17 protein-coding genes are annotated in these 18,361 nt (G+C 69.5%); 3 read left to right on the forward strand and 14 right to left on the reverse strand.

Annotation, left to right across the window (positions count from 1 at the left end):
• Nucleotides 1-6 precede the first annotated feature (6 nt).
• From ACIBO2_RS57915 to ACIBO2_RS57925, 3 genes are all read right to left on the reverse strand, one after another.
• On the reverse strand, nt 7-2,304 hold the full coding sequence (locus tag ACIBO2_RS57915) for a phosphoketolase family protein (protein WP_358556262.1): 2,298 nt from the start codon (nt 2,302-2,304) through the stop codon (nt 7-9).
• A 319-nt stretch (nt 2,305-2,623) separates the two neighbouring features.
• On the reverse strand, nt 2,624-4,858 hold the full coding sequence (gene hypF, locus ACIBO2_RS57920) for a carbamoyltransferase HypF (protein ID WP_358556264.1): 2,235 nt from the start codon (nt 4,856-4,858) through the stop codon (nt 2,624-2,626).
• 9 nt (nt 4,859-4,867) lie between these two features.
• Complete coding sequence (locus ACIBO2_RS57925; protein WP_358556267.1) at nt 4,868-5,524, reverse strand: CBS domain-containing protein; 657 nt, start codon at nt 5,522-5,524, stop codon at nt 4,868-4,870.
• Nucleotides 5,525-5,776: 252 nt separating this feature from the next.
• Here ACIBO2_RS57925 and ACIBO2_RS57930 point away from each other — a divergent pair, with 252 nt between their 5' ends.
• Complete coding sequence (locus ACIBO2_RS57930; protein WP_358556271.1) at nt 5,777-6,478, forward strand: CBS domain-containing protein; 702 nt, start codon at nt 5,777-5,779, stop codon at nt 6,476-6,478.
• A 118-nt stretch (nt 6,479-6,596) separates the two neighbouring features.
• On the opposite strand, the gene cydB is transcribed toward ACIBO2_RS57930, so the two are convergent.
• The 6 genes from cydB to ACIBO2_RS57960 form a co-directional block, all read right to left on the reverse strand.
• Complete coding sequence (gene cydB / locus ACIBO2_RS57935) at nt 6,597-7,547, reverse strand: cytochrome d ubiquinol oxidase subunit II (RefSeq protein ID WP_358556274.1); 951 nt, start codon at nt 7,545-7,547, stop codon at nt 6,597-6,599.
• Nucleotides 7,548-7,555: 8 nt separating this feature from the next.
• Nucleotides 7,556-8,929, reverse strand: a complete 1,374-nt coding sequence (locus ACIBO2_RS57940) for a cytochrome ubiquinol oxidase subunit I (RefSeq protein ID WP_397305272.1) — start codon at nt 8,927-8,929, stop codon at nt 7,556-7,558.
• A gap of 113 nt (nt 8,930-9,042) precedes the next feature.
• Complete coding sequence (locus ACIBO2_RS57945) at nt 9,043-9,558, reverse strand: flavodoxin domain-containing protein (RefSeq protein ID WP_358556280.1); 516 nt, start codon at nt 9,556-9,558, stop codon at nt 9,043-9,045.
• A 68-nt stretch (nt 9,559-9,626) separates the two neighbouring features.
• On the reverse strand, nt 9,627-10,460 hold the full coding sequence (locus ACIBO2_RS57950; RefSeq protein WP_397305273.1) for a universal stress protein: 834 nt from the start codon (nt 10,458-10,460) through the stop codon (nt 9,627-9,629).
• Nucleotides 10,461-10,570: 110 nt separating this feature from the next.
• Nucleotides 10,571-11,251, reverse strand: coding sequence for a hypothetical protein (locus ACIBO2_RS57955; protein WP_397305274.1), 681 nt, complete (start codon nt 11,249-11,251; stop codon nt 10,571-10,573).
• Nucleotides 11,252-11,341: 90 nt separating this feature from the next.
• Nucleotides 11,342-11,563 carry a hypothetical protein gene (locus ACIBO2_RS57960; protein WP_397305275.1) on the reverse strand — a complete coding sequence of 74 codons (222 nt, stop codon included), beginning with the start codon at nt 11,561-11,563 and terminating at the stop codon, nt 11,342-11,344.
• Between the two features lie 270 nt (nt 11,564-11,833).
• Here ACIBO2_RS57960 and ACIBO2_RS57965 point away from each other — a divergent pair, with 270 nt between their 5' ends.
• Nucleotides 11,834-12,433 (forward strand): hypothetical protein, encoded by a 600-nt coding sequence (locus tag ACIBO2_RS57965; protein ID WP_358556292.1) that lies wholly within the window; start codon nt 11,834-11,836, stop codon nt 12,431-12,433.
• Nucleotides 12,434-12,567: 134 nt separating this feature from the next.
• The gene (locus ACIBO2_RS57970) at nt 12,568-13,938 is read left to right on the forward strand and encodes a DUF4389 domain-containing protein (RefSeq protein WP_358556295.1); all 1,371 of its coding nucleotides are present in this window, start codon (nt 12,568-12,570) and stop codon (nt 13,936-13,938) included.
• Nucleotides 13,939-14,422: 484 nt separating this feature from the next.
• On the opposite strand, the gene ACIBO2_RS57975 is transcribed toward ACIBO2_RS57970, so the two are convergent.
• From ACIBO2_RS57975 to ACIBO2_RS57995, 5 genes are all read right to left on the reverse strand, one after another.
• A complete protein-coding gene (locus ACIBO2_RS57975; RefSeq protein WP_358556298.1) occupies nt 14,423-15,439 on the reverse strand; it encodes a nitroreductase/quinone reductase family protein in 1,017 nt (338 codons plus the stop codon).
• A 182-nt stretch (nt 15,440-15,621) separates the two neighbouring features.
• Complete coding sequence (gene gap, locus ACIBO2_RS57980) at nt 15,622-16,605, reverse strand: type I glyceraldehyde-3-phosphate dehydrogenase (RefSeq protein WP_358556301.1); 984 nt, start codon at nt 16,603-16,605, stop codon at nt 15,622-15,624.
• Between the two features lie 120 nt (nt 16,606-16,725).
• Complete coding sequence (locus ACIBO2_RS57985; RefSeq protein WP_358556304.1) at nt 16,726-16,887, reverse strand: WS/DGAT domain-containing protein; 162 nt, start codon at nt 16,885-16,887, stop codon at nt 16,726-16,728.
• Nucleotides 16,888-16,923: 36 nt separating this feature from the next.
• Entirely contained in the window at nt 16,924-17,676 is a 753-nt protein-coding gene (locus ACIBO2_RS57990) for a DUF6544 family protein (RefSeq protein ID WP_358556307.1), read from the reverse strand.
• An 85-nt stretch (nt 17,677-17,761) separates the two neighbouring features.
• The gene (locus ACIBO2_RS57995) at nt 17,762-18,175 is read right to left on the reverse strand and encodes an Hsp20/alpha crystallin family protein (RefSeq protein ID WP_358556310.1); all 414 of its coding nucleotides are present in this window, start codon (nt 18,173-18,175) and stop codon (nt 17,762-17,764) included.
• Nucleotides 18,176-18,361 lie beyond the last annotated feature (186 nt).

Here is an 18,361-nt window from a genome sequence, read left to right on the forward strand (position 1 = left end):
TCTTCCTCAGGTCCAGGCCCAGTCGCGGAGCTCGGGGTCGTCCTCGCCGTGCGCGCGCGTGTAGGCGCGGGCCCGCAGTCGTTCGTCGCTCATGTGCTGGCGCAGGTGCGCCTGCGTGGCGCCGAGTCCGGGAACGCGGTCGATGACGTCCATGACCAGGTGATAGCGGTCGATGTCGTTCAGCATGGCCATGTCGAACGGCGTCGTGGTCGTGCCCTCCTCCTTGTAGCCGCGCACGTGCACGTTGGCGTGACCGTTGCGCCGGTAGGTGAGGCGGTGGATCAGCCACGGGTAGCCGTGGAAGTTGAAGATGACCGGCTTGTCGGTGGTGAAGAGCGTGTCGAACTCGGCGTCGGACATGCCGTGCGGGTGCTCCGACGGCGGCTGCAGCCGCATCAGATCCACGACGTTGACGACCCGCACCTTCAGCTCGGGCAGGTGCTCGCGCAGCAGCGCCGTCGCGGCCAGCGTCTCCAGGGTGGGGACGTCGCCGGCGCAGGCCAGCACCACGTCCGGCTCGCCGCCGTCATCCGTGGAAGCCCAGGGCAGGATGCCGAGCCCGCGCGTGCAGTGGGCGATGGCCTCGTCCATGGTGAACAGGTCGAGCACCGGCTGCTTGCCCGCGACAATGACGTTGACGTAGTCGCGGGAGCGCAGGCAGTGGTCGCTGACCGAGAGCAGCGTGTTGGCGTCCGGCGGCAGGTAGACGCGGACGACCTCGGCCTTCTTGTTGACCACGACGTCCAGGAAGCCGGGATCCTGATGGGAGAAGCCGTTGTGGTCCTGCCGCCACACGTGCGAGGACAGCAGGTAGTTGAGCGAGGCGACCGGCCGCCGCCAGGGGATCTTCTTCGCCGTCTCCAGCCACTTGGCGTGCTGGTTGAACATGGCGTCGATGATGTGGATGAACGCCTCGTAGCAGTTGAACAGCCCGTGCCGCCCGGTCAGCAGGTAGCCCTCCAACCAGCCCTGGCACAGGTGCTCACTCAACACCTCCATGACACGCCCGCCGGCGGCCAAGTGCTCGTCGGTCGGCTCAACAGCGGCGTTCCAGGCCCGGTCGGTCGTCTCGAAGACGTCCTGCAGCCGATTGGACGCGGTCTCGTCGGGACCCATCAGCCGGAAGCTGTGCGGATTGGCGGCGATCACGTCGCGGAGGAATGCGCCCAGTGCCCGCGTGGGCTCGCTCGACTGCGCGGCGGGCGACTTGACCTCCACCGCGTAGTCGCGGAAGTCCGGCAGGGTAAGCGGGCGCTGCAGCTCTCCGCCGTTGGCGTGCGGGCTGGCGCTCATCCGCCGTGGTCCTTCGGGCACCGTTCTCAGCACCGCGGGCACCGGCCGGCCGCTGGCGTCGAACAGCTCTTCTGGACGATACGAGCGCATCCACGCTTCCAGCATGGCCAGGTGCTCGGGATTGTCCCGTACGCCCGACAGCGGCACCTGATGGGCCCGCCACGTGCCCTCGACCGGCACCCCGTCGACCTCGCGCGGCCCGGTCCAGCCCTTCGGCGTGCGCAAGATGATCATCGGGAGTCTGGAGGCGCGGCCGTCCTTGTATGCGGCGATCTCGTCGAAGACGGTGTCGAGCGTGCTCGCCATCTCCTCGTGAGAGGGACCGACGATGTGCGGGCGGTAGCCATACCCCTCCATCAGCTTGAGCAGCTCCTGCTCGGGGATACGCGCGAGCACGGTGGGGTTGGCGATCTTGTACCCGTTCAGGGCCAGGATCGGCAGCACCACGCCGTCCCGGTACGGGTCGAGCAGCTTGTTGGAATGCCAGCTGGCCGCCAGCGGCCCGGTTTCCGCCTCGCCGTCGCCGACGACGCAGGCCACGACCAGGCGGGGGTTGTCGAAGGCCGCCCCGAACGCATGAGCCAGGGAATAGCCCAGCTCACCGCCCTCGTGAATGGAGCCGGGCGTCTCGGGAGCGACGTGGCTGGGGATGCCGCCCGGGAAGGAGAACTGCCGGAACAGCCGGCGCATACCGGCCGCGTCCTGCGAGACCTCGGGGTACTTCTCCGAGTAGGAACCCTCCAGCCAGGCGTGTGCGACCGCGGCGGGACCGCCGTGACCGGGGCCGGCAATGTAGATCATGTCCTGTTGGCGCTCGGCGATGATCCGGTTGAGGTGGGCGAAGCAGAAGTTCAGGCCAGGCGTGGTGCCCCAGTGGCCGAGCAGGCGCGGCTTGATGTGCTCCGGGAGCAGCGGCTCGGTCAGCAGCGGGTTGTCCAGCAGGTAGATCTGCCCCACGGACAGGTAGTTCGCGGCACGCCAGTAGGCGTCGATGTTCTGGGTGGTCGTCATGGTTTCGATGATTTCCGCGAACATATCCGCGTCCTAGGGACCTTGGTCCCATTCCCAGGGGTCTAACCTCACAGGGGAATACGCCAGCGCAGGCTCGTTCCTCCCCCTTGGGGCGTCTCGATCTCCGCGGTGCCGTTCAGTCGGCCGGCGCGTTCCTCGATGTCGCGCAGGCGAAGATGGATGAGCGGATCTGCCGGATCGTCCCGTCCAACTCGTCGATCGCATACTGCGGAAGACGACCCCGAGCAGTTCCTGCGCGCCATGGCCCTCCGCCACCTCCACGAGTGGCCAGCGCGATCGGCTGCGGCAGCGCGTGCGTTCAGGCACGTGACAGCCTCGCCGCAGCTACAGCCGCCTGGCCGTAGCTGATGCCGCCATCATTGACCGGGACCTGCTCGCCGATGTACGGCTCGAACCCGGCCACCGACAGCCGGGCGAGCACGTCGGTGGCCAGCAGCCGGTTCTGGAACACACCGCCCGACAGGCATACCTGGGTGACGTCGTGCTCGACCGCTGCCCGCTCGCACATCAGCACCGTGACGGCCGCGATCGTGGCGTGGAAGGCGGCGGCGATCCGGCCGGCCGGCTCACCGTCCGACTTCGCCTCCAGCAGGTCCCGTAGCGTGACCACGCCGTCGTACACCCACAGCCCGTCCTGGCGGTCGAGCCGCCACGCGAGCGGTTCTGTTCCGGGGAACGCGGCGGCCGCCAGTTCCAGGCGGGTCGCGGCCTCGCCCTCGAAACGGTTGACGTCGCACAAACCCAGCAGTGCCGCGGCGGCGTCGAACAGGCGACCTGCGCTGGAAGCGACCGGGCAGTTCACCCCCTTGGCGATCATTCGGCCGATGACCTCCGCGTCGGCCAGCCCGGCAGCGAGATCTCCGGGTATGCGGCCCGCGGTGGTCTCGCCGCCGAGCAGGTATCCGAGCGCCATGCGGGCGGGCCTGCGCACGGCCGCCTCCCCGCCAGGCATCGGAGCGTGAGAGAAACGGCCCAGCCGCCGATAGCCGGTGTAGGAGGCCAGGAGCAGCTCTCCGCCCCAGAACGTGCCGTCGTCGCCCAGGCCCAGCCCGTCGTAGGCGACACCCAGGAACGGCGGCTCCAGCCGGTGTTCGGCGGCCACCGAGACGATGTGCGCATGGTGGTGCTGGACGGCGATGCGGCTCGGCCAGCGCCGGGCCAGCCGGGTCGACAGATATCCGGGATGCGGGTCGTGCGCTACGTGCGCGGGCTCGATCCCGTGGATGCCTCGCAGGTGATCGAGCGCCTCCTCGTACGCCTCCAGGGTCTGGGCGTCGGACAGATCGCCGATGTGCGGCCCGAGCACTGCCCGGTCATCATCGGTCAGCGTGAACGTGCTCTTGAGCTGGGCGCCCACGGCCAGAATCGGTGCGGCGGCGACCGGTAGGCGAAGCACGGCGGGAGCCAGCCCGCGGGCCCGCCGGATCGTTGTGGCGCGCGACCCGAACGATCGCACCACCGAGTCGTCGTAGCGGGCCACGATGGGCCGGTCGTGGGTGAGCACGCCGTCCACGTCCAGCCCTGCGATGTCATCGATCAGCATCGGGCTGTCGGCGTGGTTGGCGCTGGTCACCACGAGGGGGCGGCGTAGCGCGTCCAGCAGCAGGTGGTGCAGCGGCGTGTGCGGGAGGAACACCCCGACGTCGGGCATCCCGTGGCATACGCCGGGCGAGAGCACGCCATGCCGCCGCGGGGCCAGCACGATGGGCGCGGACCGGGCGGCGAGCAGCAGGTGGTCGGCCTCGGAAAGACCAGCCAGCGCTCCAGCGGCGACAGCGTCCCGCACCATCACCGCCAGCGGCTTGGCCTCGCGCGCCTTGATCCGCCGCACCCGGGCGACGGGCTCGTCGTTGATCGCATCGCAGACCAGCTGGAATCCGCCCAGCCCTTTGACCGCGATCACCCCGCCACCCGCGATGACGTCCGCCGCCGCCCGCAGCGCCGCGTCTCCCGCCAGCCTTCCCAGGCGCAGCCGGGGGCCGCAGGACGCGCACGCGATCGGCTCAGCGTGGAAGCGCCGGTCCGCCGGATCGTCGTACTCGCCCGCGCAGACCGTGCACATCTCGAAGCCTCGCATCGACGTGCGGGCTCGGTCGTAGGGCAGGCTCTCGATGATGGTCGCCCGGGGCCCGCACGCGGTGCAGTTGATGAACGGGTAGCGGTAGCGCCGGTTGGCCGGATCGAACAGCTCCCGCACACACTGCGCGCACGTGGCCAGGTCCGGCGGGATCTCGCGGGCATTGCCCGGCGTGACCTCGCTTTCCGCGATCTCGAAGCCGACAGTCTCCCGTTCCAGGGTCCCGGGTGTGACGATCAGGTCGCGGATGTGCGCGGCCTCGGGCCGCTGGGTCCGCAGGCTGGACACGAACGCCTCCAGCCGGGCCGGCGAGCCGGACGCGGAGATGACCACGTGCCCGCCGGTGTTCCTGACCTGCCCGCGGATCCCGATAGCGGTCGCCAGTCGATGGACGAACGGCCGGAACCCGACACCCTGTACGATCCCGTGCACCTCAATGCGCCAGGCCAAGTCCACGTCGGCCCCTTACAGCAGCGGTGGGACGACGACGAGATCGTCCTTGCCGGAGGCCATCTCGCACACCACGTCCACGACGCCCTCTACCGCACGCACCGCTTCCATCGCGTCGATGGCCTGTGATCTCCACTGGACGTGCCCGCCGAGCTTCACCACACCATTGTCGATCTCGATGGAGAACGCTCCGTGCTCTGGGAGCACGGCTCGGATGTCCGTCTCCAACTCGGCGACCGGGCGGGTGAAGACGCGCAGCACGTCGTGCTGGTGCAGGGTGCCTATGATGCGCCCGGTGACCACGTCGATGACGGGCAGTTGCTTGATTCGCTCGGTATGCATCAGCCGGGCGGCGTCCCGCACGCTGGTGCCCGGCGTTACGGTGATCGCCGGAGAGGTCATGAGCTGATCCGCCCGTACCCCCGCCGCTTTGTCGCGCTCACGCCGCTGCCTGCGCGACTTGAACATGGTCACGCTGTGCCGTACCGGGTCGATCTCCTTGAGCAGCAGGTCATCCTCGGAGACCACGCCCACTGGTCGCCGATCGGCGTCGACCACGGTGACCGCCCTCACCGCGTACCGATTCATCGCGGCCACGATGTCGGCGAACGACGCATCCTCCAGCACGGCGATGGCCACCCGGCCCATGACGTCCTTGACTTCGATCGGCATGACGTCCACCTCGCTTTCTCCATCACGGTCCCGCGCAGCGGCCTGACCCTGCAGCGACGAACGTCCCTGATGCCAGGGCCGAAGGTCCTGGCATCAGGGACGGACCACCGTCACCGGCAGCGGACGTGGCGCAGGGCCACCACCGTCATGGGACTGGGCAGTGTCGTAGGACCCGCCCCACCAAGACTTTCGCCTCTAGGAACCCGACACGAGCCGCAGTGCCATGGAGAGAGGACTGGAAAGGAGAAACCCATGTTGCGCACCAAGGTAGAGCAGATCATGACCAGGCAGGTCGTGTCGGTTCACGCGAGCACCCCGTTCAAGGACGTCGCCGAGACGCTCATCAAGCACGGCGTCAGCGCCGTACCGGTCATCGACGACGACAGGCGCGTCATCGGCGTCGTGTCCGAGGCCGATCTGCTGTGCAAGGAGGAGTTCCGCGAGCAGTACTACCAGGAGGGCTATCGGCCGCCGTTACGGGTGCGGCTGCGCCACCGGCTGTCCGAGAAGGGCGGCGGCTACCAGCGCAAGGCCAAGGGCGACACCGCAGCCGAGATCATGACCGCACCCGCGGTGACGGTCACCGCCGCGACGACGGTGGTCACGGCTGCCCGCCTGATGGACGAGCAAGCCGTCAAGCGCCTCATCGTCGTGGATGAGGAGGGCAGGCTGGACGGCATCGTCAGCAGGCGCGACCTGATCAAGGTGTTCGTCCGCTCGGACGCCGACATCGCCCACGAGATCCGCGAGGACGTGCTCGAACGCTCGTTATGGGTCGAGACTCTGGGCGTCAAGGTCGAGGTCGAGCAGAGTGTGGTGACGCTCACCGGGTGGATGGACCGCAAGAGCGACACCGCCGTCGCCGTCCGCATGGCCGGCCGCGTCGACGGGGTCGTGGACGTCGTGAACAAGCTCAACTGGAAAGAGGACGACTCCAAGAGATACGGACGATGATCGCCAGGCCCTGCCCCCAGCCCTGAAAGGGGCTGGGGGCATCGCATGCGTCAGGCACGGCGGCGAGGGGGCACCTGACGTGCCCTGATAGCCGCCTCTGTGAAGGCGAGCAGCCGTCTCATGTCGGGTTCGCTCCTGTGAGGCGGCGGCGGAAGATCCAGTACGTCCATGCCTGGTAGGCCAGCACCACCGGAGTGAAAATGGCCGCCACCCACGTCATCACCTTCAGTGTGTAGGGGCTGGAGGCGGCGTTGACCACAGTCAGGCTGTTGGCGGGGTTCAGGGCGGGCAGGACGTTCGGCCACAGGCTGAGGAACAGGGTGGCGGTGAAGGCCACGACGGCCAGCGCGCTGGCGGCGAACGCCCACCCGTCACGCCCCCGAAGCGTGGCGACGAAGGCCCCCGCCAGCCCGGCCAGAACGGCCACCCAGGCGAACGCACCGAGGCCGAGCAGGAAGGCGGAGACCACCACGGCGGCCACCACAGCCAGGAGCCTGGCGACGCGGGAGGCCCGCGACCGCAGCTCGCCGGTGGTGCGCAGGGCCAGGAAGATGGCGCCGTGCAGGGTGAACAGCGCCAGTGTGGCCAGCCCGCCGAGCAGTGCGTACGGGTTGAGCAGGGTGAGGAGCGTGCCGGTGTACTCGTGCGCGGCGTCCAGCGGCACGCCTCGCACGATGTTGGCGAACGCCACGCCCCACAGGAAGGCGGGCCCGAGCGAGCCCCAGAAGAAGGCCCGGTCCCAGCCACGCGTGCTGTCGCTCTTGTGCCGGTACTCCAGTGCCACGCCGCGCGCGATCAGGGCCAGCAGGATGAGGAACAGCGGCAGGTAGAAGCCGCTGAACAGGGTGGCGTACCACTCGGGGAAGGCGGCGAAGGTCGCGCCGCCGGCCACCAGCAGCCACACCTCGTTGCCGTCCCATACGGGCCCGATCGTCGACACGACGGTGCGCCGCTCGCCCTCGTCCCGGGCCAGGAACGGCAGCAGCACGCCGACCCCGAAGTCGAAGCCCTCCAGCAGGAAATAGCCGGTCCACAACACGGCGATCAGCACGAACCAGATCGTTTCCATGACGTTCCTCAGTAGCTCAACGCGGGGACAGTGGTCTCGTTGTCGGTCTGCTCGTGCGGGCCGAGGCCGATGTACTTGATCAGCAGCCGTACCTCGACGGCCGCCAGCACCCCGTAGACCAGCGTGAAGCCGCCCAGCGTGATCGCCACCGAGGTGACGTCCGCTGTCGGGGAGACGGCGGCGGCCGTGCGCATCAGCCCGAACACCGTCCACGGCTGGCGGCCCATCTCGGTGAAGATCCAGCCGAGACTGTTGGCCAGGAACGGCAGGGCGATTCCGGCGATGGCCAGCCGATAGCACCAGCGGCTCGCAGGCAGCCTGCCGCGCCTGGTCAGCCAGAGCCCGGCCAGCGCCAGCAGCGCCGACAGCGCGCCGAAGCCGATCATCAGCCGGAACGTCCAGTACGCCAGCCCGATCACCGGCCGGTAGTCGCCCGGCCCGTAAACCGCCTCGTACCGGGCTTGGATGTCGTTGATGCCCGCCACCCGGCCGTCCAGGCTGTTGGTGGCCAGGACGCTCAGCCCGCGCGGGATCTGCACGTTGACGTGGTTGCGGCCGTGCTCGACGTCGCCGACGGCGAACAGCGAGAATCCGGCCGCGCTCTCGTCCTCCCACAGCGCCTCGGCGGCGGCCATCTTCATCGGCTGCTGCTCGGTCATGATCTGCGCTTGCCAGTGGCCGGAGAGCGCCACGCCCACCCCCGCCACCAGGCTGACCGCCAGCGCGAGCCGGGCCGATGTGCGGAACAGGCCGACGTCGCGCTTGCGCAGCAGGAACCAGGCGCTGATGCCCAGCACGAACGCCCCCGCTGTCAGGAACGCGCCGAAGATCACGTGCGGGAAGGTGACCAGCGTGGTGGAGTTGGTCAGCACGGCCCAGATGTCGGTCAGTTCGGCACGGCCGTTCACGATGTGGTAGCCGACCGGGTGCTGCATCCAGGAGTTCGCCGCGAGGATGAAATAGGCCGAAATCGCGGTGCCGATCGCCGCCAGCCAGATCGCGGCCAGGTGCAACCGGCGCGACAGCTTGTCCCAGCCGAAGATCCACAGCCCGAGGAACGTGGACTCCAGGAAGAACGCGATCAGCCCCTCCATCGCCAGCGGCGCACCGAACACATCGCCGACGAAGCGCGAGTAGTCACTCCAGTTCATCCCGAACTGGAACTCCTGCACAATGCCCGTCACCACGCCCATGGCGAAGTTGATCAGAAACAGCCGGCCCCAGAACCGGGTCAGCTTCAGGTACTCCGGCTTGCCCGTACGGTGCCAGGCCGTCTGCAGTCCCGCCACGATGATCGACAGGCCGATCGTGAGCGGGACGAACAGGAAGTGGTAAACGGTGGTGATGCCGAACTGCCAGCGCGACAGGTCCAAGACGTCCATGCCCGCCAGCGTCGCCGACGGCCGCGACCAGCCGTAGAGTCAACCGGCCCTGACGCCATGGGACCTTGGTCCCAAGCGTCAGAGCCGGCCAAGCGGTGCGGTGCCAGGTTGTTTCAGGACGTCGGGATGGCGATCGACGAGGCGAGCGACTCGCCCCACTGCCTGGCGCGTTCGACCTCCCCGTCCACCAGCGGCCCCTTGGTCCCGGTGACGTAGAAGCTCTGCGCGGGCGCCACCAGCGCGACTCCGAGCCTGCGCAGCCGCTTGGCCACGCCGCGGGCCGCCGAGCCGGGCATGCGCGGCTTGCTGATGCGGGTGTCGAAGGCCGCCGCGCCCAGCCCTGACGGGGTGTGCAGCGAGGTCAGCCACTCCCGTACGCCCCTGCCCTGGGAGACCAGCGGCTCCTGGGCCTGCTCCGCGGCGGACTGCCGGGTCGAGGCCCTGCTCATGCCGAAGGCATGCGTGGGCCCGCCGACCACCAGCAACCCCACATCCTGCGGGATGAGAGCGGGCGCCGAGGCCACCTCGACGATCTCGGTCCTGACCGTACCAGCCAGGCCCGCGGCCACGGCTTCGGCGATGTGTCGGGTATTGCCGTACATGGATTCGTACACGACCAGCGCGTACATCTCACGCCTCCCTTACTTGGGGCAGAATGGGTTTCGAACCGGAACATGCGCGGTCAGCGACTCCACGTTCATCTCTGGTCCTCCTGCGGGCGCACGACCGCTACCGGGCAGGTCACGTGATGCAGAACGCCGTGGCTGACCGAGCCGAGCATCGCGGAGGCGAAGGGGCCCAGCCCGCGCGAGCCGACCACGACCAGGTCCGCCGTCCTCGACGCCTCGATGAGCGCCGCCACCGGGTGCTCGCACACCTCAGCGTCGGTGATCTTGATGTCGGGGTTGTCCTCCCGCCAGGGGGCCACCCGCTCCCGGGCCGCCTTCACCTCCTGCTGGAAGGCGTCCTCAAGGAGGCTGCCGGCCACGGCGGCGTACGGCGAGAACATGGGCATCCGCCACCCGTACACCACGTGCAGCTCGGCGCCCCGGGCACGGGCCTGCTCCAGCGCGTACTCCATGGCGGCCCGCGAGTGCTCCGACCCGTCGTAACCGACCACCACGCGAGCGTGTGCGGCCTCGGCGGGTCCGCGGACGATCACCACAGGACCGGCGGCGTGTCCCGCCACCGCCAGCCCGACCGAGCCCAGCACCATCCCGCTGAACCCGCCCAATCCCCTGCTGCCCAGCACCACGCTGTCGGCCCGCGCCGACTCGCCGATCAGGTCGCCGATCACGTTCCCGGTCAGCGTCTCCGTCGTCACCTCCGCGCCCAGGTCGCGCGCCCAGGTCGCCGCGGCCTCCAGTGCCTTGGTGCAGTACGCGAGCCCGCCGGGGCTGTGCGGCCACGGCCCGCATACGTGCACGATGCGCAGCGGCAGCCCCCTGATCCGGGCATCGCTCGCCGCCCACTCCACTGCCGCCATCGACGGCACCGACCCGTCCACGCCCACCACGATCCGCCTGGCCATCACACATCTCCTTCGCGAGGTGTCCTTCCGCTTCCAGCCTCGCGACACAGGTGCCGTAGCGCCTGGGGACGAAGTCCTCGATCCAGGTGCCGTTGGTCCCGAACCAACGGTCAGGCGGACGCGGCCCGCTCCGTGTTGACGACCGGGCCGCACCGCCTGATCACGATGATCGCGGCCGGAACGAGCCAAATCACCAGCGCGGGATACAGGACGTAGCTCAACTCGCCGCCCGGCCCCAGAGGGCCGCCGCTCACGGCGACGTTCGCCGACAGGATCGCGTACGCACCAGCGGCCACCGCCGCCAGCCGGCCAAGCCAGGCGGGAAAGGCCCGGTAGCGCAGCGACACCAGCGCCACAGCTCCGAGCATCACTGCCAGCGGCACGTTGGCCAGGGCGAACGTCGCATCCATGAGCGCCACCAGCCCACCCGACACCTGCGCGGGCGGCGTCGTGGCCAGCCCGATCTGGAAGGCCTGCGCCATCAGGTTGACCGCGACCTGGGCGATCCCTGCGCCGAAGGCCAGCGTCGACAACCGCTGCGAGCCCCCCTCAGCCGCCGCGAGAAACGCGCGCAAGCTGCCCGTGAACCACAACAGCGCCGCCGCCCCGATCATGAACAGCACACTCTGCGCCAGCAGCAGCGAGCCGTTGACCGCGAAGAACGCGGCGATCTGATCGGCCGGCTCATCGGGACTCACACCACCCCGTTCGAACACCATCGCCCCGGCGCCGGCCCCGACGGCGACTAAACCACTGGTCGCTCCCCATCGCTGCCATGTCGTCTCGTCCATGTCATCGCCCCCTGTCGAAGATCACGCTGCCAGGCCGCCACCAGGAGCCGTGCGGCATGGAGGCGAAGGTCGCGGACACTGTGGCGTTGGTCACCGGATGAGGACGTACAGTGCCGCCAGTGCCACGCCCACCCCAGCCAGCATGAGCGCGTACATCGCGAGATTCTTGATCCAGACTGTGAAGCCGCCGGTCATCCGGTGCCGGTAACTGGCGAATCGGTGATGAGCGGCTTTGGCGGCCTGTCGGTAAGTGCCGAGCATGTAGGCGACGGGCACCGCGATCAGAAGTAATGCCCACAGTTCAGGAGTCATGGTGGACCTCCTTCCAGGATGGCTGGGGCGCGAATCGGCCCGGAAGGGCGCCCGCCATGGCCAGGTTCGCCGCGCTCGCGCCAACTGCCGCCTTCATCGCCATCCCTCCATTTCTCTTCTTCACCTTGAGAGAGGACGCACCGGCCCGGCAGGGCCAGAGGTCCTTCGGCTCACCGCCTCCGTCAAGGACCAATGTCCCTGTCCTGTTGAGCCGTACGGCTCTGCCGTCTCCTGACGGCGCCTCGCACAGTGGGTGGGAGGAGGTGTCCCATGAAGAGCTCGACCCATCCCCTGGTGTTGTGCGCGCGCCTGTATCGGCCGGACGGCAATCCGTTGCGCCGCCGCTCCGACCGGCTGGAGTCCGCTCTGGTCCTGACCGTGCTGCTGCTGGTGCTGGCCAGCCTGTGGCCGGCCCTGCTCGCCGGGCAGGCCGCCTACCAGAATGCCCTGCACGACCAGCACACCACTTCGCGCCTACGACAGCAGGTCATGGCCACGCTGTCACAGGACGCTCCGAGGGCGCAGGTGTCGTTCACGGAGGTGTCCGCCGCCAGACCGGAGGCGATGGCGCGATGGGCCTTCAACGGCACCCCGCGCAGCGGCCTGGTCCCGGTGCCCGCGCTGGCCAAGAGCGGCGCGGTGGTACCGGTGTGGGTCGACGCCACCGGAAGGCCCGCCCCGCCGCCTCCCGACCAGACGGAACTCGCAAGCATGGGCGTGGCGACGGGGCTGCTGATCGTGCTCGTGACCGCGCTGCTGGCAGCCGCCGCGTTCATGGGCGTCCGCTGGCAGTTGGACCGGGCCAGGTACCGGCAGTGGGAGACCGACTGGGCATCGGCTGACCGCCCCGGCGGCCGCAGCCCGGCCTAGTCACCCCGCGGTCCAGAATGACCCGCTCCCCACCGTGCATCACCGCCTCCCTGCCCGGCATCGGTGTCCAACGGCCTGTCAGGTCGGGACCTTCGTCCGCAGGAATCCTTTCCCCGCGGTGGTGCTCTGGAGGGATGGACACCTATCCCGTACGCGTCGAGGCCCGGCTCGAAGAGCCGCTCAATCGAGGCCTGTGGCTGGTCAAATGGCTCCTGGCCGTCCCCCACTACATCGTGCTGAGCCTGCTGTGGACCGCCTTCGCGGTCCTCACCGTCATCGCCTTCTTCGCGATCCTGTTCACCGGCCGCTACCCGAGGGCACTGTTCGACTTCAACCTCGGCGTGCTGCGCTGGACCTGGCGGGTGGCCTACTACAGCTACGGCGCCTTGGGCACCGACCGCTACCCGCCCTTCACCCTCGGCCCAGCGCCCGACTACCCGGCCACCCTGGACATCGCCTATCCCGAGCAACTCTCGCGGGGGTTGGTGCTGGTCAAATGGTGGCTGCTGGCCATCCCGCATTATCTGATCGTGGGCTTGTTCACCAGCGGCAGCATCATCTCCTGGCGCGGCGATCTGCCCGATGCCGGCGGCGTCCTCTACACCCTCGACTGGGGCGGGCTGATCGGTTTGCTCGTGCTGATCGCCGCCCTGTCCGTGCTGTTCACCGGCCGCTACCCACACGGCGTCTTCGACGTCGTGCTCGGCATGAACCGATGGGCGCTGCGCGTAGCCGCCTACGCCACCTTGATGACCGACGCCTACCCACCCTTCCGTCTGGAACAGGGCGGACACGAAACCCCGTCGCTGGAGGAACCCGCGCGCACCCCGGTCCGGCACGGCTCCGGCTCGATCGTGGCCATCACTCTGGGCGCGCTGCTCGCTTTCGCCGCGATCGGCACCGCCGCCGCGGGCACCGCTTCGGCGCTGGTCGGCCAATCCCGTGACAGCGGCTTCGTCACCACCACCGCCACCCGGGTCAGCACTCCCGCGTACGCGCTCACCACCGAACAGATCACCATCACTGAGCCGGGCGCGACCGTACTACGCACCCTCGCCGGCCGGGTCCGCATCCAGACCGGCGACGCCCGGCTGTTCATCGGCATCGCCGACCGCGCCCGAGCCGCCGCCTATCTCGACGGCGTGGCCTACGACCAGGTGACCCGCCTGACCCCAGGTGATGTCGGCTATCAGCACCACCCTGGCACGGCACCCGCCACACCACCGGGCGCTCAGACCTTCTGGACGGCCACCGGGCAGGGCAGCCTCACCTGGGACATCCAGTCCGGCGACTGGACACTCGTCGTGATGAACGCCGACGCCACCGCCCGGGTCACCGCCGACCTCACTCTGGCCGCGACCGTGCCCGGGCTGATCGGCCTGACCGTCACGTTGTTCATCGCCACGGTGATCCTGCTGATCGCCGGGATCGTCTTGATCCTGCTGGGAGTACGCCTGGCCGCCAAGCCCGCCGCCCAGCCGAGGCAACCCGCACCCACCCCTTGATCGGGGCCCACAGCCGTCTCAGCCGGTACGGCGATCAGCGCCGTACCGGCTGCCGCCCCCGGAACTGACGAAACCCTGGCGCGGAACGCCGCAGCCTCCAGCCTTGGTCGTGGCCCCAGCCGGCCGTCTCAACCGGCCTTCCGGTGACCCACAGCACGTCGTCGAAGAGCAGAGCGCCAGCCGCCTGCCGGAGAAGCGCTCCCTGTCGGTGAGGGCCAGCAGGAGTTGCGCCGCCGCAGCGTCCGCGAACGGTGCCGTTGACTCGAGCAGGAGCGTCCGCGGCACGGCGGCGAACACCGCGACGGTGCCCAGAATGTAAATCGATGCGCCGGGACCTTCGTCCTTGTCCGTCGGCCCGGCTGTCCGCGCATCGCGGTACGTTCGTCGAGCAGCGGGCGGGTGAGGTGGGGCACACATCGCCCAAGCGCTCATCAACGGTGGTATCAGCGCCGTGCCGGTCACCGACGACGACACATGGGTGAGATCACCGCACGGCACGCCTACGCGGGCCTGCGCCGCTCACGGGCGGGGACGGAGTCGGGCCACCGGTGAGCCGGCGGGCCAGCAGGGACACCAGGGCGGCCCCGGTGAGCGCCGCCGCCGTGACCGCCATGGCCGCCCCACCGAGCACGCCGATCGCGACGATCAGCCAGGCGGGCTGCCCCTCCTGCCACAGCGGCGTGGTCACCAGCGTGAACGTGCCCAGCGCGACCAGCCACGAGCCCGCCGTCGCGACCACCCACCACAACGCCCCGCGTACGTGCCGACGCAGCAGCCGCCCCTGCAACACCCCCATGGACGCCAGCAGGATCAGCCCGAGTAGGCCGAGCACCACGGGAGGCCAGCTCAGGACGGGCTCGCCGACCACCATCGGCAGGGAACCGATGGTCCAGGCGATGGCGGCCCCTTGCGCCGTCGCCCTCACCCAGTCACGGGTGGCGATCTGCGGGAGTGCCGTGCGCAGCGCGTACGCCTGCGCCAAGCCGAGGAACGTGCCCTCCACGGCGCCCGCCATGACGATCAGCACGGCCTGCAGCAGCGGCCCGATGCCCGGCATCCCCCACCCGGGCGCGGCCACCCAAGCGCCCATCACGGCCGGCACCGTGAACCCGATGATCTCCCCCAGCGCGACGGCCCTCGTCCAGCGCCACCACAGGCGGCCGGGCACCCCGGGCGGAGCGGGCGGAGCGGGCGCTTGGACGCGGATCCGCACGAGGGGGCCGGGGGCGACCGTCGCGTACCCGTTCCGGATCTGTCCCTCAAGGACGAGCCGCATCGGCGCGCCGCCCTGGAGGTTTCGCCACCACAGCCGCCGCGGGCTGCTGACCACCGTGAGCGTGTCTCCGTCCCGCTCGTACTGGGCAGGCAGGCGGATGGCGGCGCCGCTTCGGCGACCGGTGACGGTCAGGAGCGTGATCCGCCGCGACAGCAGATCATGCAGCGGCGTACGAAGCAGCCACGCGACGACCGGGTTCACCAGGCGGGTCAGAAGCAGATCCAAGACCCTCATCGCCGCCGCCGCCTCTTCGACATCTCGTCCCAGCGCATTGCCGAGTTCCCTTCATCCGTCCTGCGACACCGTCGTTCGAGCCCTGTTCCGACGCCGCATGGAGGAGATCGTCGCGCGTGCTCGCCAGGCACCTCTCGTCGAAGGGCCTGGCGAGCACAGCGGTGATCTCCATGTCATGCCATCCGCTGGGCCATCTCGACGAGGCGGTTGGCGTAACCCCACTCGTTGTCGTACCAGCCGAAGACCTTCACCAGGTCGCCGCTCGCCTGGGTGAGTGCGGAGTCGAACACGCAGGAGGCGGCGTCGCCGATGACGTCGCGCGAGACCAGCGGGGCGGTGCTGTAGCGCACGATGCCGTGCAACTGGTCCTCCGCGGCGGCGGCGAAGGCGGCGTTGACCTCCTCGGCGGTGGCCGGGCGGCTGAGCTGTGCGCTCAGGTCGGTGATCGAGCCGTCTTCCACCGGGACCCTGATCGCGATGCCGTCCAGCCTGCCCTGCAGTTCGGGCAGCACCTGGCCGACCATGCGGGCGGCGCCGGTGGTGGTGGGCACGATGTTCACCGCGGCTGAGCGGGCCCGGCGCGGGTCCTTGTGCGGTGCGTCCAGCAGCATCTGGTCGCCGGTGTAGGCGTGGATGGTGGTCATGAAGCCGCGTACCAGGCCGAACCTCTCGTGCAGCACCTTGACCATGGGCGCGACGCAGTTGGTGGTGCAGGAGGCGAGCGAGACGATCTCGTGCCGGGCCGCATCGTAGGCGGCGTCGTTGACGCCGGGCACAATGGTGGCGTCCAGGCCCTTGCCCGGCGCCGACAGCAGCACCTTGCGCGCGCCGGCCTTCAGATGCGACGCCAGGGCGTCCCTGGTCCGGAAGCGGCCGGTGGCGTCGATGACCAGCTCCACGTCGTGACCGGCCCAGTCGATCTGTGCCGGGTCGGCGTAGCCGCTGATGGCGATGCTGTGGCCGTTGACCTCCAGCGCCCGCTCGGACGCGGTCACGGGCAGGTCGAGCGGGCCGTAGGTGGAGTCGTGCTTGAGCAGGTGGGCCAGCGTGGCCGCGTCGGTGATGTCGTTGATGGCGACGATGTCCAGGTCGGTGCGGAGCGCGCGGCGCAGGACGGCCCGGCCGATCCTGCCGAAACCATTGATGCCGATTCTCATACCTGCATCGTCCGATCGCCCCGCGGGCCCGGTTAGAGGCGTCGGTCCCGCTTGCGGTGGGACCTTCGGCCCGGGTCGCACATCGGCCGGAGGCCAGGGTGAGCACCGCCTGCGTCCGCGCTACCGCATCGCTTCGAGCTCGCTTCGCAGCGCGGTGACCAGGACCGGCAGATCAGGTGTTCGACCGGCGTCGGCGGCGATGGTGATCGTCGGAGTTCCGGTGTAGGAGAGCGCGCTGACAGCGACGCTCACCCGATCCACCTGAGGCGTCCCTTCTGCCACAGCGGGCTGCGCGCTCGTCCTGGGACGAGAGGCAGTTCAGCGGAATAGCGCGTCGTCGACGATGAAGCGGATGAACTCATCTCCGTCCCAGCTGCCCCGTAGCCCGGCCGGGAGGGTGAACCCGTCGAAACTCGTCTCGTCCTCACATGTCACCTCGAACAGGTGCTGCCGGTACGGCCCATGATCCGGGGCGCCCCACCGGGACATGGTCACGTGCTCCAACCGGCCGTCGGGGGCGATGGCCAGCGTCACCTCGTGATCTTCCTCGCCCACCGGGATAGAGGCGAGGGCGTGCCGGTCGTCGAGTGACTTCCACCGCACCCGCGGGTCGAGCGCGGCGGCGGGAGCGAGCACGAACTCGCCCGCCAGCCGTCCGGCCGCGCTCCTGGTGACGTCCGCGCCGGTCTCCGACATGACCGGGAAGGCGTCCAGCAGCCGCCAGCGCATCTGGCCGGCTCCGGCGTGGTAACGGTCGAAGCCGCGCACCGTCAGCAGCCCCGCCCGTATGGCAGCCGACCAGACATACCCCTCCATCGGCCAGAGCGTCTGCTCGGCGCGGAACTCTCGCCACATGTCCAGTTTGATCATTCCGTGCGTGGACAGCACCACGGCTCGCCGCAAGGGCGTACCGGGCGCGATGGTGTGCAGCACCCAGCGGCGTACGGGCTCGGGCAGCAGCTCGGTCTGCGCGGGGTCGAAAGCGGATGGGCTGGGCGTGGACGTCTGCAGCACGTTCCAGTCGTCCTTCGCCTCCTGACTCAGGTGCGGCGGCGGCAGCACGATGGTCATCGCGTGACCTCCTCGATTGAACGATCCGAAAGCGATGCATTGCAGGAGCGCGGGCGGAAGCCCCGCCCGCGCTCCTGTTGAGGCGTCAGTGCGCGACGGCGATCCGCCGGCCTTCCGCCTTCTTCGCCTCGGCGAGCCCCACACTGACCTCCAGGACACCGCCCTTGTACGTGGCGTTGACGTCGTCCGTGTCAGCCGTCGCGGGCAGCGTCACCGACCGGGACAGCGCCCCGTAGGCGAACTCCGAGCGGTGCGGCTCGTCCATCTTGCGGGTCTTCTCCGCCCGGATGTGCAGCACCCCGCCGCCCACTGTGACCTCGACGTCCTTGTCGGGGTCGAGCCCGGGCAACTCGGCGCGCAGCACGTACCGGCCCTCATCGATGTAGTCCTCGACCCGGATGATCTGTCCGAACGGCCGGAACCCGAACATCGGGTGCTCGATCCACTCGAACAGCTCCGGGAGCGGGAGCCTCATCTCCCTGCGCTCTGGCAGGTTCATGGCTACCTCCTTTCGTGGGTCCCGAATTCCCACATCTCCAGAACACACCCATCCGCGGTGCACCCTCAGAGGCCGAAGTCCCGAGTTTCAGGGCCGATCGGCCTCCACTTTCCGCGACGTGGACGCGTGCCGCACAGTGAACATGAGCTCAAGGACACGCAGGAGAGGGCGGCGGGCCCAGCGTCG

This window comes from Nonomuraea sp. NPDC050022, from assembly GCF_044460705.1.
In the GTDB taxonomy this organism is placed as follows: domain Bacteria; phylum Actinomycetota; class Actinomycetes; order Streptosporangiales; family Streptosporangiaceae; genus Nonomuraea.

Bases quoted from the DNA above. Each gene is read 5' to 3' on its own strand.
- ACIBO2_RS57925 (WP_358556267.1), bottom strand. From the start codon at position 5,524: ATGCCGATCGAAGTCAAGGACGTCATGGGCCGGGTGGCCATCGCCGTG.
- ACIBO2_RS57940 (WP_397305272.1), bottom strand. From the start codon at position 8,929: ATGGACGTCTTGGACCTGTCGCGCTGGCAGTTCGGCATCACCACCGTT.
- ACIBO2_RS57950 (WP_397305273.1), bottom strand. From the start codon at position 10,460: ATGGCCAGGCGGATCGTGGTGGGCGTGGACGGGTCGGTGCCGTCGATG.
- ACIBO2_RS57955 (WP_397305274.1), bottom strand. From the start codon at position 11,251: ATGGACGAGACGACATGGCAGCGATGGGGAGCGACCAGTGGTTTAGTC.
- ACIBO2_RS57965 (WP_358556292.1), top strand. From the start codon at position 11,834: ATGAAGAGCTCGACCCATCCCCTGGTGTTGTGCGCGCGCCTGTATCGG.
- ACIBO2_RS57990 (WP_358556307.1), bottom strand. From the start codon at position 17,676: ATGACCATCGTGCTGCCGCCGCCGCACCTGAGTCAGGAGGCGAAGGAC.
- ACIBO2_RS57945 (WP_358556280.1), bottom strand. From the start codon at position 9,558: ATGTACGCGCTGGTCGTGTACGAATCCATGTACGGCAATACCCGACAC.
- ACIBO2_RS57995 (WP_358556310.1), bottom strand. From the start codon at position 18,175: ATGAACCTGCCAGAGCGCAGGGAGATGAGGCTCCCGCTCCCGGAGCTG.
- ACIBO2_RS57970 (WP_358556295.1), top strand. From the start codon at position 12,568: ATGGACACCTATCCCGTACGCGTCGAGGCCCGGCTCGAAGAGCCGCTC.
- cydB (WP_358556274.1), bottom strand. From the start codon at position 7,547: ATGGAAACGATCTGGTTCGTGCTGATCGCCGTGTTGTGGACCGGCTAT.
- ACIBO2_RS57930 (WP_358556271.1), top strand. From the start codon at position 5,777: ATGTTGCGCACCAAGGTAGAGCAGATCATGACCAGGCAGGTCGTGTCG.
- ACIBO2_RS57915 (WP_358556262.1), bottom strand. From the start codon at position 2,304: ATGACGACCACCCAGAACATCGACGCCTACTGGCGTGCCGCGAACTAC.
- ACIBO2_RS57960 (WP_397305275.1), bottom strand. From the start codon at position 11,563: ATGACTCCTGAACTGTGGGCATTACTTCTGATCGCGGTGCCCGTCGCC.
- gap (WP_358556301.1), bottom strand. From the start codon at position 16,605: ATGAGAATCGGCATCAATGGTTTCGGCAGGATCGGCCGGGCCGTCCTG.